General features: G+C 66.2%; 15 protein-coding genes, 1 tRNA gene and 1 pseudogene. 3 read left to right on the top strand and 14 right to left on the bottom strand.

Annotated elements, in window-relative coordinates:
* Window positions 1–19 precede the first annotated feature (19 nt).
* The 5 genes from ABGI63_RS23950 to ABGI63_RS23930 form a co-directional block, all read right to left on the bottom strand.
* Complete coding sequence (locus tag ABGI63_RS23950; RefSeq protein WP_349745073.1) at window positions 20–259, bottom strand: RidA family protein; 240 nt, start codon at window positions 257–259, stop codon at window positions 20–22.
* A gap of 59 nt (window positions 260–318) precedes the next feature.
* Window positions 319–1,398: an aminotransferase class I/II-fold pyridoxal phosphate-dependent enzyme gene (locus ABGI63_RS23945; RefSeq protein WP_349745072.1), complete on the bottom strand. Its 1,080-nt coding sequence runs from the start codon at window positions 1,396–1,398 to the stop codon at window positions 319–321.
* 65 nt (window positions 1,399–1,463) lie between these two features.
* Window positions 1,464–2,936, bottom strand: a complete 1,473-nt coding sequence (locus ABGI63_RS23940; protein ID WP_349745071.1) for a M81 family metallopeptidase — start codon at window positions 2,934–2,936, stop codon at window positions 1,464–1,466.
* Between the two features lie 18 nt (window positions 2,937–2,954).
* Window positions 2,955–4,259 carry an MFS transporter gene (locus ABGI63_RS23935; protein WP_349745070.1) on the bottom strand — a complete coding sequence of 435 codons (1,305 nt, stop codon included), beginning with the start codon at window positions 4,257–4,259 and terminating at the stop codon, window positions 2,955–2,957.
* Window positions 4,252–5,871, bottom strand: a complete 1,620-nt coding sequence (locus ABGI63_RS23930) for a serine hydrolase domain-containing protein (RefSeq protein ID WP_349745069.1) — start codon at window positions 5,869–5,871, stop codon at window positions 4,252–4,254. Before ABGI63_RS23930 ends, ABGI63_RS23935 begins: the two co-directional genes overlap by 8 nt.
* Window positions 5,872–5,951: 80 nt before the next feature.
* Here ABGI63_RS23930 and ABGI63_RS23925 point away from each other — a divergent pair, with 80 nt between their 5' ends.
* Complete coding sequence (locus ABGI63_RS23925; RefSeq protein ID WP_349745067.1) at window positions 5,952–6,560, top strand: TetR/AcrR family transcriptional regulator; 609 nt, start codon at window positions 5,952–5,954, stop codon at window positions 6,558–6,560.
* On the opposite strand, the gene ABGI63_RS23920 is transcribed toward ABGI63_RS23925, so the two are convergent.
* Window positions 6,520–7,533: an enolase C-terminal domain-like protein gene (locus ABGI63_RS23920; protein WP_349745066.1), complete on the bottom strand. Its 1,014-nt coding sequence runs from the start codon at window positions 7,531–7,533 to the stop codon at window positions 6,520–6,522. The two genes, ABGI63_RS23925 and ABGI63_RS23920, sit on opposite strands and share 41 nt — an antisense overlap.
* A gap of 13 nt (window positions 7,534–7,546) precedes the next feature.
* Complete coding sequence (locus ABGI63_RS23915; RefSeq protein WP_349745065.1) at window positions 7,547–9,799, bottom strand: TonB-dependent receptor; 2,253 nt, start codon at window positions 9,797–9,799, stop codon at window positions 7,547–7,549.
* A gap of 529 nt (window positions 9,800–10,328) precedes the next feature.
* Here ABGI63_RS23915 and ABGI63_RS23910 point away from each other — a divergent pair.
* Window positions 10,329–10,730, top strand: a complete 402-nt coding sequence (locus ABGI63_RS23910; protein WP_349745064.1) for an alpha/beta hydrolase — start codon at window positions 10,329–10,331, stop codon at window positions 10,728–10,730.
* Window positions 10,731–11,027: 297 nt separating this feature from the next.
* Here ABGI63_RS23910 and ABGI63_RS23905 read toward each other — a convergent pair whose 3' ends face one another.
* The 4 genes from ABGI63_RS23905 to ABGI63_RS23890 form a co-directional block, all read right to left on the bottom strand.
* The gene (locus ABGI63_RS23905) at window positions 11,028–11,729 is read right to left on the bottom strand and encodes an RES family NAD+ phosphorylase (RefSeq protein ID WP_349745063.1); all 702 of its coding nucleotides are present in this window, start codon (window positions 11,727–11,729) and stop codon (window positions 11,028–11,030) included.
* Entirely contained in the window at window positions 11,722–12,396 is a 675-nt protein-coding gene (locus ABGI63_RS23900; protein ID WP_349745062.1) for a hypothetical protein, read from the bottom strand. The genes ABGI63_RS23905 and ABGI63_RS23900 overlap by 8 nt, the downstream gene beginning before the upstream one ends.
* 627 nt (window positions 12,397–13,023) lie before the next feature.
* Entirely contained in the window at window positions 13,024–13,212 is a 189-nt protein-coding gene (locus tag ABGI63_RS23895) for a hypothetical protein (protein ID WP_349745061.1), read from the bottom strand.
* Between the two features lie 122 nt (window positions 13,213–13,334).
* Window positions 13,335–14,165, bottom strand: a complete 831-nt coding sequence (locus tag ABGI63_RS23890; RefSeq protein ID WP_349745060.1) for a hypothetical protein — start codon at window positions 14,163–14,165, stop codon at window positions 13,335–13,337.
* A gap of 452 nt (window positions 14,166–14,617) precedes the next feature.
* Between ABGI63_RS23890 and ABGI63_RS23885 the strand changes: the two are divergent.
* Window positions 14,618–14,746, top strand: a pseudogene (locus tag ABGI63_RS23885) (IS3 family transposase); the annotation flags it as partial.
* A gap of 147 nt (window positions 14,747–14,893) precedes the next feature.
* On the opposite strand, the gene ABGI63_RS23880 reads toward ABGI63_RS23885, so the two are convergent.
* The 3 genes from ABGI63_RS23880 to ABGI63_RS23870 form a co-directional block, all read right to left on the bottom strand.
* Window positions 14,894–14,970 (bottom strand) — tRNA-Pro (locus ABGI63_RS23880).
* A 27-nt stretch (window positions 14,971–14,997) separates the two neighbouring features.
* Window positions 14,998–18,345 (bottom strand): UvrD-helicase domain-containing protein, encoded by a 3,348-nt coding sequence (locus ABGI63_RS23875; protein ID WP_349745059.1) that lies wholly within the window; start codon window positions 18,343–18,345, stop codon window positions 14,998–15,000.
* Window positions 18,345–21,011, bottom strand: coding sequence for a PD-(D/E)XK nuclease family protein (locus ABGI63_RS23870; RefSeq protein WP_349745058.1), 2,667 nt, complete (start codon window positions 21,009–21,011; stop codon window positions 18,345–18,347). Before ABGI63_RS23870 ends, ABGI63_RS23875 begins: the two co-directional genes overlap by 1 nt.
* Between the last annotated feature and the right edge of the window lie 65 nt (window positions 21,012–21,076).

Genomic DNA, 21,076 nt, shown 5'->3' with positions numbered 1-21,076 from the left:
CGCTCAGGTCGTCAGCCTGTCAAGATGACTTGGCCGGACGCATACTGAAATCGGCCGTGTCGATCAGATGCACCGTGACCTGGACGACCTCGCTCAGTGTGAGGCCTGCGCCGGCAAGGGTGGCTTCAATGCGGCGCAAGGCCAGGGAGGTCTGCGCTCGGATGCCCTCTGGCACCGTACCGTCCTCGGCGATGGGCAGCTCGCCCGACAGGAACACGAAGCCATGGGCATGGCGCAGCTTGGAGAAGGGAAGATTCATGAGTGGCACTGGAGACTGGAAAGGAAGGTGGTCGTGACAGACCTGGTGGACGGCACTGCTCAAAGCAGCGGCGCCAAGGTGGTGAGCAGCCGGTCTATCTGTTGCTCGGTGTGATCGGCCATCGCTGCGATGCGCAGCGAACCGGCAGGACCCGCGCCGACGTAGGTGGAATAGCTGACGACGATGCCTGACGACATCAGGCTTGACTGGATGTGCTGCATATCGCTTGCTGAGCGGTGGGTGAACGTGGCCAGCGGACCGTCGCCGTCTTCGATGGACAGCTCCATGCCACGCAGCCCTTCCTTGAGCCGGCGGGCGTTCTGACGCAAGCGGGCCAGCAGCTGCGGCTGCTCGCGCACGAGCCGCAAGCTGGCGGTTGTCATCGCCGCTCCAGCTGCGCATCCCAGCGCCGCACCGCGCGCGGCGGGCCCCTGCCACAAGCGTTCGATCACGGCAGCATCCCCGATCGCGATGCCGCCGTGGGCGCCAAAAGACTTGGCCACCGAACCGCCCGCCACGATGCGCTCCCGCGTCAAACCTGCGGCCTCCACGGCGCCACATCCGGTCGCGCCGAGACAGCCGAAGGCGTGCGACTCGTCAACCACCAGCCAGCCATCCCGCTTCGCGATCAGTTCCGCATAGGCCTTCAGCGGAGGCACCGAGCCATAGGTGGCGAACATGCCGTCGGTGGCGATGATCGGCCGCTCGCCTGTAGCCAGGGTTCGTGCCATCACTTCGGCCAGGTCTTTGACGTCTCGGTGTCGGAAGCTGTGCATCGGCAGGCCGCTGGCGCGGGCGCCGTCATGCAGGCTGTAGTGGGCACGGTCGTCGAGGAAGATGGCATCACCCAATGGTGCCAAGCCCGGCAACGCGATCAACCCAAAAAGGTAACCGGTACCGAAAAACATAGCGCCGTCCACGCCAAAGAAGCGTCGTGCTTCGGCCTCGACATCGAGGTTGGCGCCGAGCTGGAAACCGTAGTGCCGGGCCAGTGGCGTCTGCGCTCCGTAGCGGTGCAGCGCGTCGATGCCCGCAGCGACCAGCGTCGCGTGGCCACCCAGTCCCAGATAGCTAGATCCGCTGAAGTTGAGATACTGCCGGCCGTCGACGGTGACAAGCGCGCGGGTTGTCGATTCCACGCGACCTGGCTGCGCGAAAGGGCCTGCGGCCGTCACTGGGGGAGCACTTGCGAAAGCTGCCGATCTCATGCCAGGTGTGGCGCGGGGTTGTCCACGGCCGGAAAGAAGTCCCGATCGCGCTGCCGGTACGGCAACTGGGCAAAGTCCATAGACAGGGCGGCACCGGTTTCGATGACGCGGCAATCGCTGGACAGCGGCGAGAATCCCGCATAGTAGTGGTGGCTGGACTTCACGCCAATCACGCGGGCCTCGGGCAGCGGCACACCCAGGTGCGTGAACGCGGTTGGTCCCAGGGTTTGCTGCCGGCGGCTGATCAGCACGACATCGACCGGGCCGGCGCGCACCCAGGCGGCGCGGCCGAGCGGATCGACGCCCTCCCCCATGAGCTGCGTATGCTGCTCGGACAATCCCCGCACGGTCACCTCGACCACGAGGGGCTCGCCGGAAGCCGCACCAGCCTTGCCGCCAATCGACAGGCTCATGACGGCGCCGATGCCGGCGGCATGACATGCCGCTACCGCCGCAGGATCCCAGATCATGCCCAAGGCGCTACGAAGTTCGCTGTGCTTGAGCAAGGCGGCGAGCATCACGGTGTGATCGCAGGGCGCGCCGCCCCCCGGGTTGTCACCTGCATCGGCGAGTATGCGTGGTGGCTGGACGGGCGCGTCGTCGTCAGGAAGGCCCGCCAGGGCCTCGTCCATGGTCTGGAGCCGGGGCACCAGCTCGTGGCGCAGGCGGTAGAAGTCCTGTGCCAGTTCGCGCGCAGTGGCCGCCGCCAGGTCTGCATTCCCGTCGGCTACCACCAGGACCTTGGAGCCCGCGTCCGCCACGTCACCCCACGGAAACCCGTGCACCAGGCTGGCCGACAGGATGCCAGGTCGATGCTCCACCTCGGCGAGCTTGTCGACCAGACCTCGCATCGGCTGTGATGTGGTCGGGTAGAAGCCCACCATGCGGCAATCCTCCACTGCGATCACCGGGCGAGTGCGGCCTGCGGCTGCGTTCCGGCAAAGCCTGAACAACTCGATACCTCGCTCCTCGCCGTCGGTGTGCGGGTACTCGCGCATCAGGATGATGGCATCGGCGCCCGTAGTCATGGCACTGCTCATGTGGCAGTGCGGATCGAGCTCGACACCAATCACGCAGGCTTCGCCGACGAGAGCGCGCACGGCCTGGATGATGTCGCCCTCGCAGTCATCCAGGCCATCGGCGACCATCGCACCGTGCAGGTACAGCAGCGCCATGTCCAGTGGCAGTGCAGCCTGCACTGCGGCCAACAACTCGCCTCGCAGCTGGGCATAGTCGGCCGCAGGCACAGGACCGCCCGGTTGGGCGATGCCGTAAATGCCCTCGTGGACCGTGTCGCCCTGCTCGGCGGCCAGACGACGCCAGCACTCGACGAGCTGACCCACTCCGCTGAGGGCGTCGGCGGCGATCGGTCCGCGCACAATGCCCATTTCCTCGAAGGTCGCGAGCGTGGTCTTGAAATCGGAGAAGGTGTTGGTCTCTGTCAGCAAACCCGAGGTGAAGATTCTCATACCGGTGTCCGTTTAGTTTCAAAGCGCCCGCAGGCGCGCATGCAGGGGTATCAGGGGCAGCAACGCTATGGCCAGCGCCAGCGCGGGCACACCGACCCACAGCAACTCGAGCCGGTGGAAGGCGGGCGACCCGGCGGGTGCCTCCAGAGAGCCGACCCATTCCAGCCCGACGCCGACGACGATGCCGCCCAGCGACTGACCGAGTTTCTCGGCCGAGAACAGGATGCCCAGGTATAGACCCAGACTTTCGCCGTGGGCGGATGAGCGGGTGCAGGCTTCGATCGCCAAGGTGGAAATCAGCACCGTCAGCACGCCGCAGGCCAGACCGAACACCAGGCCCCCGGTTACCAGCGACGCGTTACCGCGCGGTCCGACCGCGAACCACAGCACGCCCGCCAGCGCCACAAGCAAGGCCCAGCCCAGCAGCAAGGCCGGGCGCAGGCGCTTGGTCAGCCATGGCGACAAGGACACACCGACCAGCAGCGCGACGAACATCGGCGTCAGCAGTAGCGACAGGTTCTCGGGGCCAGCGCGGAGCAGATGCTTGTTGGCATACGGCAAAGCGCTAAAGAGTGCACTTGAGGCTGCGCCCATCAGCACCAGGACCAGCGCGATGCAATAGAAAGCCTTGTTGCTCAACGTCTGGCGCAAGGCCTTCAGCAGCGGAGGCCGGGCCTCACCCTCGACGCCTGTACGCAGGGGAACCCGGCGCACCGCGCTCCAACACACGCTCATGGCCACGACCGACATCAGTCCCAGCACGGTGGACATGCCCAGGTACCCGCCGTGGAAGTCGCTGAACGCGGACACCAGCAGCGGTGCCAGCATCGAGGCCAGCAGTCCCGAGAAGGTCTGACCGATGGCGCGGGCCGACATCAAGGTGCTGCGGCCGCCCATATCGCCAGCGATCTCGCTGGCCAAGGCGGTATGCGCCACCGTGTAGACCGTCGAAAGCAGGGACATCGCCACCAACAGAGCGCCGAGCACGCCCACGCGCAATGGCAGCGGCAGCCCGGCCACCGGCGCGAACAGCAGCAGGGTCAGCACCGGCAGCACGATGCTGCCCAGCCCCAGCAGCGCGCCGCGGCTGCCCATCGTGCGGGCCAAGTCGTCGGTTCGACGCCCGATCCAAGGATCGAGCAGCAAGTCGGCGATCTTGGGCACAGCAAGCAGCACGCCGGCGAGCGCCGGGGGTACCTTGGCGAACTCGGTCAGGTAGAACAGGAACAGCAGCGGGATGGTGCCCGCACTCAGGTGCGCGCCAAGCGCACCTGCGCCGAAGCCTGCGACAACGAGCCGCGACGGTGCACGTGCGTCAGCCACGGGCTTTCGCCTCCAGCAATGCCAGGCGGCGGGTGCGGCCAGTGTCCAAGATCAAGCGGCGCCTGCCGTCCGCACCGCGCGTGAGCCGCAGTGTGCCGCTGAGCGGCACCATCGGGTCGGTGCTCTGCATCAGGCAAGTGCCGGGCAAAAGCGGCTCAAGCCGGTAGCGCGTGCTGCCATAGCGGCCCGAGATATGCACCGATGTCGGCTCGCCCTCGCCTATGGTGATGTGCGCGCACAGCTCGCTGCTGTGGAAGCTGCCCGCGTAGTCGCCGAGCGATTCCAGCCCCTGCAGCGGCGTAACGCGCTCGCAGCGGTGCACGAGGCCTTGCTCTGCCACCTCGATGACCACCGCCTGGCCCTGGCTATTCAGAACCGGCGTGACCGTCAGTGCGATCACGGACAACAGGTTCACGCGCAGCATGGCCTCGCCAGGCGCTTGTGTGAGCGGCAGCATGCCATCGAAGTTCTTCAGGAACAGGTTGTCGCCGTGACGCAGGATCACAAAGTGCCGTCCGCTGTCTGCGCAGAAGTAGTGACCTCCGAGGCTGTCGATCAGCTTCGCATCGGCCAGCGCGGACGCTGGCTCGAGCTCGGCTTCAACCAGGGCGCTGAGCAGCTTCTCGGCCAGCTCTGGCGCTGCCGTGTCGCTGCGGTTGGTCATCGTGATGATTTGGATGCCGTGGTCGGGTGCACAAAGCATCTGGCACGAGCCGCCGACGACGCCACCCGCATGGTGGAACATCCGGATGCCCCGCCAGGTTTCAGCGATCAGGCCGAGGCCGTAAGGGTTCACGTAGCCGTTGTTCAGCCGGGTGGGGGCCAGCAGTTCGTCCGACAGGCTCCGCGCCCACAGCGTCGGCGCATGCAGGTGACCCAGCCATCGCTGCATGTCATCCAGCGTGGAGGCGATGCCGCCTTCCCCGAGGATGACCGATGGGAAGATGCCCTTGGTGAAACGACCGTCTGCCGTGGCGAAATGGGCCTGTGCGACGCCGGGCAAGGGATTGAGGTCGTTGGACCACAGCGACGTTTCGTGCATGCCCAGCGGTTCGAACAGGCGCTGGCGCATCGCTTCGGCCAGAGACAAGCCGGTCACGCGCTCGATCACCATCGACAGCATCCGATAGCCGCCGTTGTTGTAGATGAAGCCCTCGCCCGGTGCGAAGTTGTCCTCCTCCTGCTGGCACTGATAGCGGTAGGCACCGTCTTCGGGCATCAGAGTCATGCCGTTGGAGATCAGCGAAAGATCGAGATAGTCGCGCGTGCCGCCCGTATGGTTCATGAACTGGCGCAAGGTGCGCCGGCCCTGGCTTGCTGGCAGCTCGGGCAGCCAGCGAGATACCGGCTCGTCGATCGACAGCTTGCCATCGTCGCGCAGCAGCAAGGCCATCACACAGGCGAAGTGCTTGGTGGTGGAGCCGATGCGCATCTTGGTGGATGGCGTGTTGGCCTGGGCGCATTCGATATTGGCCAAACCGTAGCCGCGGCGCAGCAGTACCTTGCCATGGCGCTGCACGCTGACGATGGCACCTGGGGCATCGTCGCGGTGGTACTTGGCCAGAACGGCTTCGAGCTTGTCGAGGTCGGTGGCGTTGGTGGATGCGATCACAGTTTTGTCTTTCATCATAAAATAAACGAACAACTATTCGGTTTTAAGGGGTGAGAATGCCGAAACGGGATGAAGGCCATATGGCCGCAGTTCGCCAGCAGATCCTGGACGCTGCGCGCACCGTGTTCGAGCGAAGGGGCGTGGCCGAGGCTTCGATGAGCGACGTGGCGGGGGAAGCAGGCTTGTCGGTGGGATCGATCTACGTGCACTTCCGCTCGAAGGAGGACGTGCTCAAGCAACTCATCAAGCAAGGCGCGACCGAGGTCATGCCGATTGACAGCTGCACGACTGCGGGCGAGCTGCTCGGCTTGGTGGAGACGCTGCTGCGCAACCAGGACAAGCCCGACCCGACCGGCCAGGCCGCTCGCACGGCGTTGGAGGTGGCCGCTGTGGCGCGGCGCAACGAGGAGGTTCAGGCGCTGGTGGCGACCAACTTCGCGACGCTGCGTCAGGCCATGCTGGAGGCGGTGCAGCGTATCGCTGCAAGCACTGGCAAGGTCGACAAGTCCGGCGCGCTGCTGATCGGCGAAGGTGTGTTGTCGCTGATGGTGTCGGCGCAGGCCCAGATGCTGATCGGCGTGCCGACGCATATTGAGTCCAAGCTCAAGACGGCACGCTGGCTGATGGCGATGTTGCATGGCGGACCTGTCAGGGCGACCCGCGAGCCGCGTCGGCCCCGCTCAGCATGAACGCAGCAGCATCGAAGCCAACGCAGCCATCCGCATAGCGGGCCGTTGGCGTGCCAACGTCGGCCATGAATAGCGGCGCGTCCAGGTCGACCAGGTCGGCCCCCTGTGCTGCGATAAAGGCTGGCAGGATGGCGGCTGAACGGCCGCCCATGCATCCAATCATCACGCGCAGGCCGCGCCGGCGCGCCTCTTTCGCCAGCGTCAGCGCCGCGCTCAGGCCACCGCATTTGTCGAGCTTGATGTTGGCCACCTGATAGCACGACGCGACGCGGTCCAGGTCATCCAGTGTTTGCAGCGATTCGTCGGCCACCAGCGGAATTGGCGAGCGGAAATCCTTCAGTGCACCGTCTTTGGCGGCCGGCAGCGGCTGCTCGATCAGTTCGACGCGGTGCGTGAGAAGCACGCCCATCATGCGGTCCAGGTGTTCGAGGCTCCAGCCTTCGTTGGCGTCGATCGCCAGCCTGACGTCGGGTCGCTCGCGGCGAACCGCGGCCACCCGATCGGCATCGGCTTCGCAGCCTTCCAGCTTGAGCTTCAAGGTCTTCGCTGAAGGGTGGAGCAGCGCAGCCTCGGCCATCGCCGCCGCGCTGGCCAGGCCAAGCGTCACCATCGTGGGCAGCGGACGAACCCGATGCAGAAAGGCCAGCCGGTAGGCCGGTAGCCCGCGCTGAGCAGCGACGAGTTGCCACAAGGCCCAATCCAGCGCGTTACGTGCACCGCCCGGCGCCAGCGACTGCACAGCGCCCCAGGCGCCGAGCAGATCGTCCGGCAGCAGCGAAATGGCCGTTTGCGCATCCCCCAACAGGCGAGCGCCCGTGTCGCCGCGGTAGAACACGCCAGCCGCCTCCGCAAAGGCGATGTGGCCACGGTAACGCGCAACCACGCAGAGCACCGGTTGACTGGTGAGCGTTCGTCCCGCGATCGACAGCGGCTGCTTGAAAAGGACGTCGATGATGCGTGCTTCGATGTGCATTTCAGCGAGCCGGTCAGGAGAAGTCAAAAGTCAGCTGCAGGCCGATGGTGCGGGGCGCGATCAGATTCACACGGGCCGGGCCGCCGGCGCCGCTCAGACCCGTGTCGGCCGAGAGTTGGCCGCGCTGGTTGCCGAGATTGCGCACGAAGAACCCGAGATTGGCTCGACCGAACTCGATGCCACCACGCAGGTCCACCGTGGTGAAGGCGGGCAGGCGGTACTGCGGCCCCGCTTTCGCCGCGTCGAAGGACGTGAATCGGTCACCGGTATGGCGCAAGGTCGCTCCAAGATAGGCGCGGCGGCCAAACAGCTGAAACTCCTGGTCGGCCTGCAAAGCTGCTGACCAGCGCGCGGTGTCAGGCAAGCGCTCGCCCGCGCGACCACCGAGATCCGGACTGTCCTCCATCAGGGTTGCATCGATCAGACTCAGGGCACCGGATACGCGCAAATCGTCCCTCGGCGCCGCACGCACCGTCCACTCCATGCCGCGCGAGCGCGCGCGACCGGCATTGCCGATACCCGAGAAACCCGCACTCGAAGTAAAGACCTGAATGTCCTTCCAATCGATTTGGTAGAGCGCCAGGTCGGTGGACAAGCGGTTCGGAATGAGGCTGCCTTTCCACCCCAACTCGTAACTCCACAGCTTGTCGGACTTGAAGGACGGAAGGTTCAGCGGCTGACCAGTCACCGGGCTGTTGATCACTGGCAGCGGTCCGCCAGGGCGGTAGCCACTGGCCGCGCGGGCATAGACGGCATGGTCTGGGCTGACGCGCCAGCGGCCCGTAAGCAGCCAGGTGGTCACGTTTTCGGAGGACGAGGCAGCAGGCAGCGGCGCAGGCGCCATCACTCCGCTGAAGGTCTGGTCCAGCCGCTGGTGGTTCTGGCTGTGGCGCACGCCCATGGTGAGGTCAGCGTTCGTCGTCAGGTAATAGGTACCGGTGCCGAAGACGGCAGCCTCGCGGAACCTGGAGGGGAAGACCGCATCCAGCAGGAGCGGTGGTACTGGCCGGCCTTGCGCGTCAAGGGGATCCAGGTGCTGCGTCTTGGTGCCGCGCTCCTCGGTGTAGAACGCGCCTGCCAGCCACTCGAACTGGCGGCTGCGCGGTGACGTCAGCCGAAGTTCCTGGGTCAGCTTGCGGTTGCGAAAGCTGTAATCCATCGCATAGCCGGGGTTCACGATGCCGACCTGCGCGAGGAAGGGCACATACAGTGCGGACGGATCGGCTCGCCCGTTGTTGACCGAACGCTGCCAACCGGTGATGGCGTCCAGCGTGGCCCAGGTCAAATCGGCCTTCACCGCGGCGGATACCAGATCGCTGCGTCCCTGTACCGGCTCGTCAACGAACAGCCGTTTTGTCTGGCGACGATCGACCGGCTGGCCGGTGGCCAGGTTCACGTCTTCCAATGAGGAGCCATCGCGCTCCTGGCGCTGGGTAATGGCGGTCAAGCGCACTGTCAAGGTCTTGCTTGGCGTCAGCAAGAGCGCCACGCGGGCACCATCGGTCTGCGAACCGTCGACGACACGGCCACCGTGGTTCAGGTCGCGAACGAAGCCGCCGTCCTTGCGCTGATACACCGTAGCGCGCAACGCGGCCACGCCGTCCTTGACCGGCGCGTTCACCATGCCTCGAAGCACGTGGCCCGGGCGGCCGCCCTTGATACTGGATATCTCGGCCGTGGCCTGACCACCGAAGTAGGAGGATTCGGGCTCCGCGGCGATGTACTTGATCAGTCCGCCCATGGCGCTGGCACCGTAGAGTGTGCCCTGCGGGCCGCGCAACACCTCGACGGCGGCAAGATCAAACAAGCCGAGGTCCAAGGAACTCGAGCCTCCACCTGCATAGGCCGAGCTGGATCCGAAGGGAACGTCGTCGACGTACATGCCTACCGTGGCGCCGACCTGCGCACCGGTCGTGATGCCCCGCATGCTGATCTGGCTCTGGCCCGTGCCGGTGCCGGACTGGCTGAAATTGACGCCTGGCAGCAGGGCCGCAACATCGCCCAGTGACTGATAGCCACCCCGCTCCATCGCCTCGCCTTTCAGCACATCGGCCGACAGCGGCACTTCGCGTGCGGGCTCACGCCGCCGCTGTGCGGTGACGATGACGGCATCCAGTGATGACACCTTGTTCGCAGACGCCCTGCTCTCGGCCTCTGCAGGCGGGGTGTCTGCCAGGACCGGGTCATGCCAAGCTGCGCAGGCTGACATCACGGCCGTGCAGAGAAAGCTCAGTCTCGCGGGAAGCGAGCGGTGGATTGATTGCATGCTTTGTCTCCTTAAATGAATGAACCTTCATTTTGTTTTTATTATGCAGACGCCGATTCGCATGCGCAAGGACCCAAGGGTTTGCGAGAGTGCTGATGTAAAGATCCCGGTAGCTGTAGCCGGCGGGGCGCATGGCGCCCCTTCGCTCGCAGCCGAGTCGGCAAGCCGATCTGCGACATAGATCCCCAGGCGAAGCTGCAGCTCAATTGGCGGGGCGGGCATCGTGCATTGCGCCGACACCCAGGGCGTACAGGGCCCACTCTCCGTGGCGACGCCCATCGAGTTGAAGGGGCCAAACGATGCGCTCCGGTATCGGCGGCTACTGGGCAGCGAGATCAGGATCGCGAAGGTCTGGTCAGGGGCGCCGGCCTGAGCTGTCGTGTCGGAGCCGCGCTCACAAGAAAGAGGCAGAGCAAAGCCTGCTGCTGATCTCATGTTTCAACGCCAACAGCGAGCTCAGAGCTGATCGCCGCACGGCGCTTGGCCAGCCATCTCAATGATCGGTACCGGCCCGAACGAGAGACACGGAGTGTCCATACGCTCGCACGCTGATGCGAATCCCGACCCGGAGGCCTTCCTCGACGCGTTCATTGAGCGCGCGAGGAGGGCGCCAGCCTACGCCAGCGCCTTGTACGCGGCAGGCCTGCACGCCAAGGTCCAGCCCAAAGCAGCGCCTGGCATCTTCGGTTCGATGGTGCAGCTCTCAGACCACGGCGGCCTGATGCAGAAGTTCCTGGGGCTCGCCTGCCCGCGCATGTTCATGTACGGCAGTCAGAACGCCTCGCTCAGCTACCTGGCCCACTTGGAGGCGAATGGCGTGCGCCTGGCCGAGATCCACAAGTGCGGACATTTCCCGATGTATTCGAACCCACCAGCCATGTGGTCAGCTTTCGCACGCTTCATCTCGGATGCCGAGGCCGCTCAGGCATAAAGTAGTACACCCGGCCCCTGCGTCAGCGGCAACGGCCCCTCCCCCCATCTGGCCGACGTTGGCCAGACCCACACACCGTTGCGGCCACCCTGCCCTAGCACTGCCGATGTCTCCCGCACGAATCGAGCAAGGGCTCTTGCCAGTTGGAGATCATCCTGATCGCTAGATCATGCCAGTGCCCGCCCAATATGCATCCACGCCTCAATGGCTTGCAATCTCGACGCCTGACGCCTTCTAGCCGAGCCTTCACCTTCGAGTTCGCGATCAAGATCGCCTCTTTCGTGGCCTTGGCTCAATTCAACTCTTCCCCGGGACGATGACCACACCGATCCGATCTGCCAGATCCAGTACGGCATCGTAGGTTTCAGCATCGCCGGTCAGGCCGCGCGATGCGCCTTCAGCATTGAGTGCGCCCGCCGGGATGCGATCGCCGAAGAGCATCACGGCTCGCGCCGAATCGTCCTGCCTCGACACCCAGGACAAGCCTTGGGCGTCAGGGCATTGCCCATGGAAAGCCACGGCCCACGTCCGGGTCCCGGGGTACTGATCCTTCTCCGTGTCGATGAGTTGCTTACGTGTCACACCCAGCTTGCGCAGCGGCACGCTGCTCAGATCGACCAGTTGCACGGGCACTTTCACCACGACGGCGGAATGGACCTGCCCTTCGAGCTTCGCTTTGTCGATGCTCTTGAAGCCGGCGGTATGAGGCACGTCGTGAAAGACCGTCTCCATCAACGCACACGGCAACGTCGTGCCCGCGTACAACGTGGGAATCGCCTTTCCCTTCTCGTCTTGAATCGGACTGAAGCGCGCGTTGCCTTGCTTGCCGGGATTGAATTGATCCGCCCTGTACTTGCTTTGATGCACGCGATGAAGCACGGTACCTTTGGCAAGCTCAGTGAACGTGACCTTCAAACTGTCCGAAGGCTCCGGTGTGCTCAGCGATGCCTCACCACCAGGCACTGCATCGCCTGCAGGCTTGGCCCTGCGCTTAGCCATGGCTGACTTCCTGGAGCTCATCCATGGCGGCCCCAATGACGCGGTCCGGGGCCGAGGCCAGCAGATCCTGGGGGCGCTTGCCACCCAGGAAACTGTTTTCGGAGCGGAACCAGTACGCCTGGCCCCAGCCGTCCTTGTGCCCCGCAAAGACCTCGATGACCTTGGCCAGGGGTTTCAGCGGACGGAAGCCAGCATCCCGGTCCAGCCCGTAACCCGGAAAGTAGTCGACGCCGCCGTGATTGATGGCGAAGATTTGTCCTTGCTTCTTCCACTTGTTCGGCTGGGCGCTCGGGTTGCGAGTGCTCAAGCCCGCCAACTGCGCTATCTGGGCCGCAGTCAGCCAATCGCCACTCTCCAGCACAGCCTTGCGAGCCTGCACCAGCATGCTCGCTTCCTTCAGCAAGCGGGGCGACGGCGGGGTACGGGGCACCAGCACTTCGGCCAGGCGTTCGATCGATCCCCGGTCTTGACGCTCGATCAACACCTCGAACATGGAAGACGCCACGTTCGTGAAGTTGTCCGCCAGCGCCGCGAAGTCGGAGGGCTCGATGCTGTCGAACTCCAGCACCAGCACGCGATCAGCCTGCGATCGGCCGAGCCGGGCTTGAACTTCTTTAGGCGTGCCCACCGAGGCCGACACGCCGACATGGTCTGCAGCGACACCCATGACTACCTCAACAGGTTATTTAGGTTATCAAATATTACCATGACCTATATAACCAACAACACACAACACCGACTTGCCAGCCTGGATTCAGCCGGAATGCCCATGCCCTGTGCGTTACCCCTCAGCCGGGCATAACTGTGACGCATCCTCGGGGCCCTGCACCTACCTTCGCGTCAACCCCTCACGCTCCCGTCGTGAAAGGCTGTGCAAGGCAACCAAGGCAGGCGCAACGCTCGTGTTGTAGCCGTCTTGAACTGGTGCCGCTGACCCGTAGTTCCACGAAGCCAGCCGCCATGACCATCACTGATCAGACCTTGCGAGCAAGCGCCACAGCCACGTCGCCACCTATTCCGGCCAAGGCCAGCTTGCCCACAAATTCTGTGGACAAGTTTGTGAATAGGCAGTCATCTCGTTGTCCCGACCCAGCAAGCATCGGTCGCCCGTTGCACTGCCTCAATTTTTGGCAGAGCCGGATAATTGCCAGCCCCGCAGCATGTGCCCCAGAAACTAAGCACTCCCCCTCGCAGAGACTCAACAAGGTGCGCATGTCACACCGGATAGCGCCAAGACCTGTTTAGCCAGTAAGAAGCCAACATTCTTTCAAGCATCGGCGGAACCGCTGGAGTCTCAGGACAACTGGATCATCTCGCGTACCGCCTCACGGTAGTTCCTCAGCGGGCGCCCGAGCAATGCCTGCAGCCGCTGGGCAGCACCAACTGCCGGATGCATACCGTGCTGCCGGATGCCTGCCATCATGAGTTGCATGTCATAGACAAGCCGTCGATGACCGACGTTGTACTGACCGGAAAGTTGCATTCTTGCTGGTTCGTAGCGCCGTCCTACGAGGCGTCGGAAGAGCAACAACCACGCTACCGTCGCGACAAACGGTTTGCCCGCACTCTTCGCAAGAGTCACCCCAGGGGTTCTGGCAATGCGGATCACCGTCTTGAGGGGCAGGCTAACGATGCAATGCCGTAGCCTCGCGCGACGGCCTGCCACTGGGGATCGCAAGGCATCATGTCGACGACCTCATTGATGCGGCGAGCAAGCGCCACATTGCCTACTCCAATCAGAATCCGACGACCGAACGGCGGACTCTGCGGCACGGGGCTGTGCCCCAGTTGCCCCGCGCAACCCGATTCGGCGAGCATCGACTCCAGCATCAACCGACTCATCTGCGTGAAATCCACCCTTCCCAGGCAGACCTTGCGCAATGATGACAAAGCACTCGTCGAATTCTCCCTTGTCAGCACACCGGCTTGCACCATCTCATCCAGCCCGCTGTAGCGATTGCCGAGAACTCCGCCAAATCGAAGACCGGCCAAGTCTTCCAGATGTTGGATCTCACGTCGCCTGGATCCCAGAAAGGCCAGGACGTTGCGATCTTCGAACAGAGGTGAGGTCCACAGGAAACGCCGCTGGTCTTGATCATCAACAAACTGTGGCGCGAGGAACAGTGCGACACCTGAGAACGCCTTGGGGTCATGCAGCTCAATCCTCACCAGGCGCTCGCGGGGCACATGCAGAAGCTGCAGCCGATACACGCCGCGCAGGCGGTAATTGAGATAGGCGACCAAGTCAGCAGCCAGGCCAGCACCGGCACTCGTTACAAATGGCGTCATGTTGTAAGTGTTGAGTGCGGGAACCTCCATCTCTATCGCGGCCGCCCTAGAACCCAGGACACCGATCAAGCATGCAGCGACCACCCCTCGAACAGACAACTTTGGCATCGCATCTCCGTTACGCTGCACCTCGCTCCAGACAAACATCTGTTTCCCTGAATATAGCGGCGCAACTGCCCCCCAACATGGATGCCCCCGCCAGACATCCCCCGTCGGCATGCGCTGAGTCCGATCACATAGCCGCAAACTGAGCTGCAATTCAGCTCTTGCGGACGGTTCGAGGCCCGCCCGCCATGGACGTCCAGGATTCAGATTCTGTGTTACTGCCCACGAACATGGCTTGTCACCGCAAATTCCCGATCTTTGCTCTACTTGGCAACGCCGCCAGCGAGATCCATCATGCCCCACCTCAATACGGCTCGATCGATTCAATCGATGCAAGCACGACGTGTTGAGAACGACAGAAAGAAACGCACCATTTCCGCTGAAGCATCAGGGCCAGTCGGGGGTATTTCTGGGGGTACGGTAATCGATCGCCGCCACGAAAGTTATGTTTGAAGCGCCTTGGCGAGCGAAATGGGAGCGACGCCCTCACGCCGAAGTGCCCGTGCCCGCAAGATCGGGTGAAGCGGCAGTTCCATGCAGACCGGCCGAACCAGCTTTGGGTCAGCGACTACGCCTATGTCTCGACTTGGCAGGGCATGGTCTATCTGGCCCACGTCAGGGACAGAGGCCGCTCCAAAAATTCACCAACTCGCAGCATCGTCATCACTTTGGTTTACCCCTTGGTTTACCCACGCGGAGCAATTTCGACGAGGCGAAAAAAATGAGCTACGGCATTTCTGCTGTAACTCATTGATTTACTTGATGAATCTTGGTCGGGGCGGCGGGATTCGAACTCGCGACCCTCTGCTCCCAAAGCAGATGCGCTACCAGGCTGCGCTACGCCCCGACTAAGACCGCTATTCTAGCCTGGTTTTTACTCGACCCCGAGACTTATCTGCTCGACCTGCTCGGTGCAGTCCACCAAGCGCCCTTGGCCGGTGATGAAGGCGGTGCGCACCGGCTCGCCCGGCTGAAGCATCAGCACGGCCGCGCGGTAGCGCTGCAACTGCTGCAGATACTCGGGATTGTTCTGCGGCGCGGGATGCAGCTTGTAGTCGAGCACCCACCAGATCGGCGCCTGTCCGGAGCCGGCATGGCGACAGACCAGCCGGTCCAGGCGCATGTCCTGCCCCTGCCAGCTGACCGGCACCTCGTTGCCGGCCCACAGCAGCGATGGCGCATCAAAGAACGGCGCGCACTCGGCGCTGTCCAGAATGGCCTGCGCGCTGCGCTCCAGCCGTTCGCTGCGTTTGGCATCCAGGCCGTACATCTGCGCGGCGGCCGCCAGCAGACGCGGCAAGGGCTGAACCGTCGCGCTCGGACCGCTGGCCCATTCCAGCACGCGGTGCAGCGCCTCGCCCAGCGCCGCACTGTCATCGACCACGGCCGGGCTCTGCCCCATCTCGACGACCGGCACGACGGCGCGCGGTGGCGCCAGTGGCAGGGTCTTGAGCTGGAACGACGCGGCCGCCGCCGCAGACTCGCCCACAGCCTCGACCGTCACCGGCAAGGCCATCGCCAGTGGCTGCAGGCGGCTCCACCAGGTGGCGTTGGCCGGTTTGCGCTGCGACGGGCTGCGGCTCAGCACCAGGCGCGAGCGGGCCCGGGTCATCGCGACATAGAGCGCATTCAACTCCTCGCGCTGGCGCTGCTCGCGCTCGTCGTCGAGCAGCGGCTGCAGCGAGGGCGGCGGCCGGCTCTCAGAGGCCAGGAAGGCCACGATGCTGGGCGCCGACTCCTGCACCGGCCAGGCGATCGCCAGGCTGCTGCTCTCGGCGCGGGCCGGCCCGGCCTCGCAGTCCATCAGAAACACGACACGGGCCTCCAGCCCCTTGGCGCCGTGCACGGTCAGCAGCTGCACCGCCTCGGGCTCGGCCGGCGCCGCCAGCTTCAAGGCGCGGCTCTTCAGCGCGCGCACAAAGCCGTAGAGGCTGGCGTAGCGGCCGCCATCGAGATCCAGCGCCAGGGCCAGCAGGGCCTCGACCGCATGCAGGCGCGAGCGCCGCTCGCTGGGCGGCACGGCACAGGCCAGCCGTGCCATCAGGTCGCCCTCGAAGACGATGGCGTCCAGCAGGTCATGCGGGCTGCGCTCGCCGGCCAGCTGCTCCCAGCGATTCAGCAGCTCGCGGGCGCGCCGCAGCGCCGGGGACAGATCTTGCTCGTCCGCCAGCGTCAGCGCTGCCCACCAGGCCATGCGCGCCGCTTCCTCGGGCCGCTGCCGGCCCAGCCAGTCGGCACTGCCCGACCAGGCGGCCAGCTGCAGCAGATCGGCCTCGCTGGCGCCGAACAAGGGGCTGCGCAGCGCATGGGCCAGCGACAGGTTGTGCCCCGGCGAGGCCAGCGCGTCGAGCAGGGCCAGCAGATCGCGCACATCGGGCGAGTCCAGCAGCGCCATGTCCTCGGGCGCCACATGGGGCAGGCCGCGCGCCTTCAAGGTCTGCGCCAGCACCCGCAGGCCCTCGCGCTTGCGCGCCAGCACATAGATCTCGCCGGGCTGCACGCCCTCCTCGCTCAGCAGCCGCGCAATGCAGCCGGCGATGCGCTGCGCCTCGGCAGCACGGCGGTGCAGCTCGGGCTCGTGGCGCGCCTGGCTGAGGCTGGGGCGCCAGGCTGGCAGCTCGTCGCCAGGCGTATCGGCGATGTCGCTGTCGATACCGTCGTCATCGATGAAGAACACGCCGTCCAGCGCCGAGGCGGCGCCCGCCTCGGTCGTGTGCGGGCGAAAGCCGCTGTACTCCTGGGCCCGGCTGGCCGCATCGAAGGCCGTGTTGACGGCAGCCAGCACCGGCGGCGCGTTGCGGCGCGTGTGGTCGCAGGCCAGCACCGTGCCGGCCAGGCCGTCGCGGACGAAGTCGCGCGCGGCCGAGAACACGCGCGGCTCGGCGCGGCGGAAGCGGTAGATGCTCTGCTTCGGATCGCCGACGATGAAGACCGAGGGCGGCCGCTGACCGCTGGCGCCGCCACCGGCGCCGACATAGCCGGCCAGCCAGGCATAGAGGGCATGCCATTGCAGCGGGCTGGTGTCCTGGAACTCGTCAATCAGCAGATGGCGGATCTGCGTATCCAGCCGCTCCTGCACCCAGCCGGCCAGCGGCGCATCGCTGAGCAGGGCCAGCGCGCCGCGCTCCAGATCGTTCATATCGACCAGGCCGCGGGCGCGCTTGAGCGCCTCGAACTCGTCCAGCAGGCACAGCGACAGCCGGCACATCTGCAGATGCCAGCCCCGCGCCTGGTGCTGGGCCAGTGCCAGCTTCAGGCGCTCCAGCCGCTCGATGGCCGACTGCAGCTCCAGACTCTCGCCCAGGTTCTTGCGCGGCGTGCCGGTCGCGGTGAACAAGGCCTCGATGACGGCCTCCACCGCCTGCTCATCCGGCAGGCTCAGGCCTTGCTCGATGGCCACTGCGGCCTTCTTGGGCGTGGCGTTCTTGGCCTGGCCCAGCACCCGCGCCAGCGTCGCCAGATCGGCCCGCAGCGCCGCGAACGCCTCCAGCGGATGCGCCAGGCCGGCGAACTCGGGCGCGACGCTCGCAGCACCGGCCACGCTGTCATGCAGGCGTCCAGCCTGCGCGGCCAACCGGATCTCGACCCGCTTCGCAAAGGCCGACGCCAGCCAGCTCAGCACCCTGTTGCGCCCCTGCTCGAACACCAGGGCCTGATAGGCCGCCAGCAGCGCCTGGTCAGCCAGCACGGCGGCATGAAAGCGCTGCCACAGCTCGGGCATCAGCTCGCTCTCGTCCTCCAGCAGCTGCAGCTCGGGCGCGATGCCTTGAGCCTCCAGCAGCTCCAGCGGCGCGGCGCGCAGCAGCTGCGAGAACCAGGCGTGGAAGGTACGGATCTCGACCATGCGTCCGGCCTGCAAGAGCTGCTGCTGCAGACCGGCCAGCGCCGGGGCCAGCACGGCCGCCTGCTCGGCCGGCATGCCGCGCTGTATCAACGCCTCGCGGCGCTGCGCCTCGCTGCAGTGCGCAAACTCATCCAGCCATTCGCCCAGGCGCTGGCGCATCTCGCCGGCGGCCTTGCGGGTGAAGGTGATCGCGACGATGTCCTGCGGCTGCGTGCCCTCCAGCAAGGCCCGCAGGATGCGCGACACCAGCATCCAGGTCTTGCCCGCACCGGCGCAGGCCTCGACGACCACGCTGCGCTGCGGATCGCAGGCCAGCGCATAAAAGCGTTCGCGCGCCACCGGGGCGCCGTCGCAGGTGTAGGCCGCTTGTTCTTGCATCACAGTGCCGCTCCGGCCCAATCATCACGGCGGCACAGGCCGCGCATCTCGCAATAGGCGCAGGCCATGCCCTCGCCCAGCGCCGGCAGCGGCGCGCCCCCGTGCAGGGCCAGCAAATCGTTCTTCAGGCCCCAGAGCAGCAACTCGGCGCTGTCGCTCACATCCGGATGCGGCACGGCGGCGATGCCCTTGGCATCGTCAAGCGCCAGATACAGCGCCTCCAGGCCCGGCGGCCCGGCGGGCTCGGCCGCGCCCTGCATCAAGGCCGCATAGACGGCCAGCTGCGTGTCCTCGGCCGGATCGGCCACCTTGGCTTTCAGGCCCGCGACGCTGCCGGTCTTGTAGTCGACCAGCAGGCGCGTACCGACCGAGACATCGACACGGTCGAGCCGGCCGCGCAGCCGCAGGTCCTGCAGCACCGCGCCGCCGTCGGCATAGGGCATGACCTCGCGCTCCAGCTCGCCGGCCGCGTAGCGCACGCCGGCCGACTCCTGCTCGCGCAGCCAGCCCAGATAGCGCGGCACGAAGCGCGCAAAACCGGCCGAGAAGGGCAGGAACTCGGCCGCGGACAGACCCAGGACCTGCATCTGCTCGATGGCCGCGCGCTGCAGCAGCGCTTCATCGCCATCGTCCAGCGTCGGCAGCAGCCGCTGCTGGTGAAACTGGTGCAGCACCGCATGCAGCCAGCTGCCGTAATCGCGCTTGTCGGCCTCGGTCTCCAGCTCGGCCTGCTCGCGCAGCCCCAGCAGCACGCGGGCGAAGAACTGATAGGGGCAGTTGCGCAGCGACTCGACCGCGCTGGCGCTCAGCGCCGCCGGCAAGCGCCCCTCGGCGTAGGCCTGGGCGCGTTGCAGCGGCTGTGGCTGCAGGCTCAGCCGCTCGCGCCGGTCCTGCCAGACGGCGATGGGTTCATGGCCGGCAGCTTGCAGCGCCAAGGCCAGGCGCTCCAGCAAGGGACTGGCGGCCAGCGGCTCGCTGCCCTTGCTGCGGCAGTGCAGCAGGGTCAGGGCCGGGGCGCGCAGCAGCTGGGCAAAGGTCAGCGCCAGGGCCGCGCGCTTGTCCTCGATGCTGGGCAGGCCCAGTTCGCGCGCCAGCGTGTCGCTGAGCAAGGCCGGCCCGGCCGGCACCGGCCCCAGGGTCTGGGCATCGGCGCCCGGCAGCACGACGGCGCCGAAAGGCCGCAACATCGCGCGCGCCAGCGGTGTGATCATCACCACCACCTCGCCCAGCGGCGGCGGCACATACTGCGCCGCTTCCAAGCTGGCATCGACCCAGGCCAGGAAGTCGGCCATGCTCAGCTGAGCCTGCTGCAGCACCGCCTCATGAGCCGAATCGGGCCAGGGTGAGCGGCGCAGCCACAGCGCATCGAGCAAGGCCTCGCCGGCATCCTGGGCCTCGATCAGCGCCTCAGCGCCGAGCAGCTGCAGGACCTCTTTCAGCGCCGCCAGCCAGTCGGCCAGGCTGCGCGAAGCCGCGCCGGCCGACAGCGGTTGCAGGCATTGCCGCGCAGCCTGCCACAGCCGGGCGCTGGCCGGGCTGAGCAGATCGGCGCGCACCGCCGCCGGAGCGGACCAGCCGCGCGCACGGCAGCGGGCTTCCAAAGCCGTCAGCGCGCCCGAGCCGGCCGCGTCGCGCAGCCGCCCCGCCAGCGCGCATTTCAGAAAAGCCAGCCATTCATCCAGGCTGGCCTGGCCGCGCGCGGTGCGCAGCAAGGCCATCAGCTGGGCGGCGGGCGGCGTGGTCGCCAGGGTCCAGCCGGTTTCATCGGCAATGCCCAGCTGCTGGCGCTCCAGCAGCGCGCGCACCCGGCGTATCAGCACCCGGTCCTGGGCGATCAGCGCGACCGGGCTGCGGCCGGCCTGCAGATGCCCGAGCACGGCGGCCGCGCTGCTCTGCGCCAGGTCCTCGAAGTCCTCGCACAAGGCCTGCTCCAGCGGCCCCAGCGGCGGGCTGGTGGCGAAGACCTGATCCAGCGCCAGATCGGCGCACAGGCGCAGACAGGGCAGGCCCGCCGCCTCGGCCCGCTCCAGCAGCGCCTCGGCCAGCGGGTCCGGGCCGCCGCACTGCAGATGCAGCCAGGCGCTGGGACGCAAGTCGAACAGCGCATCGGTGGGTGGCTCCCGGGTGTCGGCCGCCGCCCATTCCAGCGCCACCAGGGCCAGCGCCCGCTCCAGCCCGCCAGGCCCGGTGCTCTGCAAGGCCAAGCGCGCCTGCTGCCACAGCAGCTCGCGCGCCTGCGGCGAGCGCTGCGCGGCCGCCCTGGCCCAGGCATGGGCGGTCTCGACCAGGCGCTGCACGGCCAGATCGAAGGCCCGAGCATCGCGGGCGCGCAAGGCCTGGGCCCAGCTTTGCGACTGCAGCAGGCCGCGCGCGGCCAGGCCATCGATCGCCGCATCGAAGCTGATCTGCTGGGCCTGCGGCAGCGGCGTCGGGCCCAGCGCGGCGGCCAGGCTTTTGGTGGTCTCGATGCGCGGCTGCCAGCGCGAAAGCTGCATCCAGGCACGCCGCGCCGGGGCCAGGTGTTGCGCGAAGGGCAGCAGCAGCACGGCATCGCGCGCCGCCAGGCCCTGGCCTTCCAGCCAGGCAGCGGCCGTCTCGGCCAGCCGGAGCCAGAACTGGGCGGCGCCATGGCCGGCATCGAGAGGGAACAGGTGGCGTGATGACAAGGGCTTGAGAATGAAGGCTGCGCCCGGATATGGGCCTTGTGACCGGCCGCAATCCTGCGGCGGGG

This window comes from Roseateles cavernae, from assembly GCF_040187885.1.
Taxonomy (GTDB): domain Bacteria; phylum Pseudomonadota; class Gammaproteobacteria; order Burkholderiales; family Burkholderiaceae_C; genus Roseateles_E; species Roseateles_E cavernae.
The sequence above is the reverse complement of the archived record's forward strand: the minus strand, read 5'-3'. Positions and strand labels throughout refer to the sequence as shown.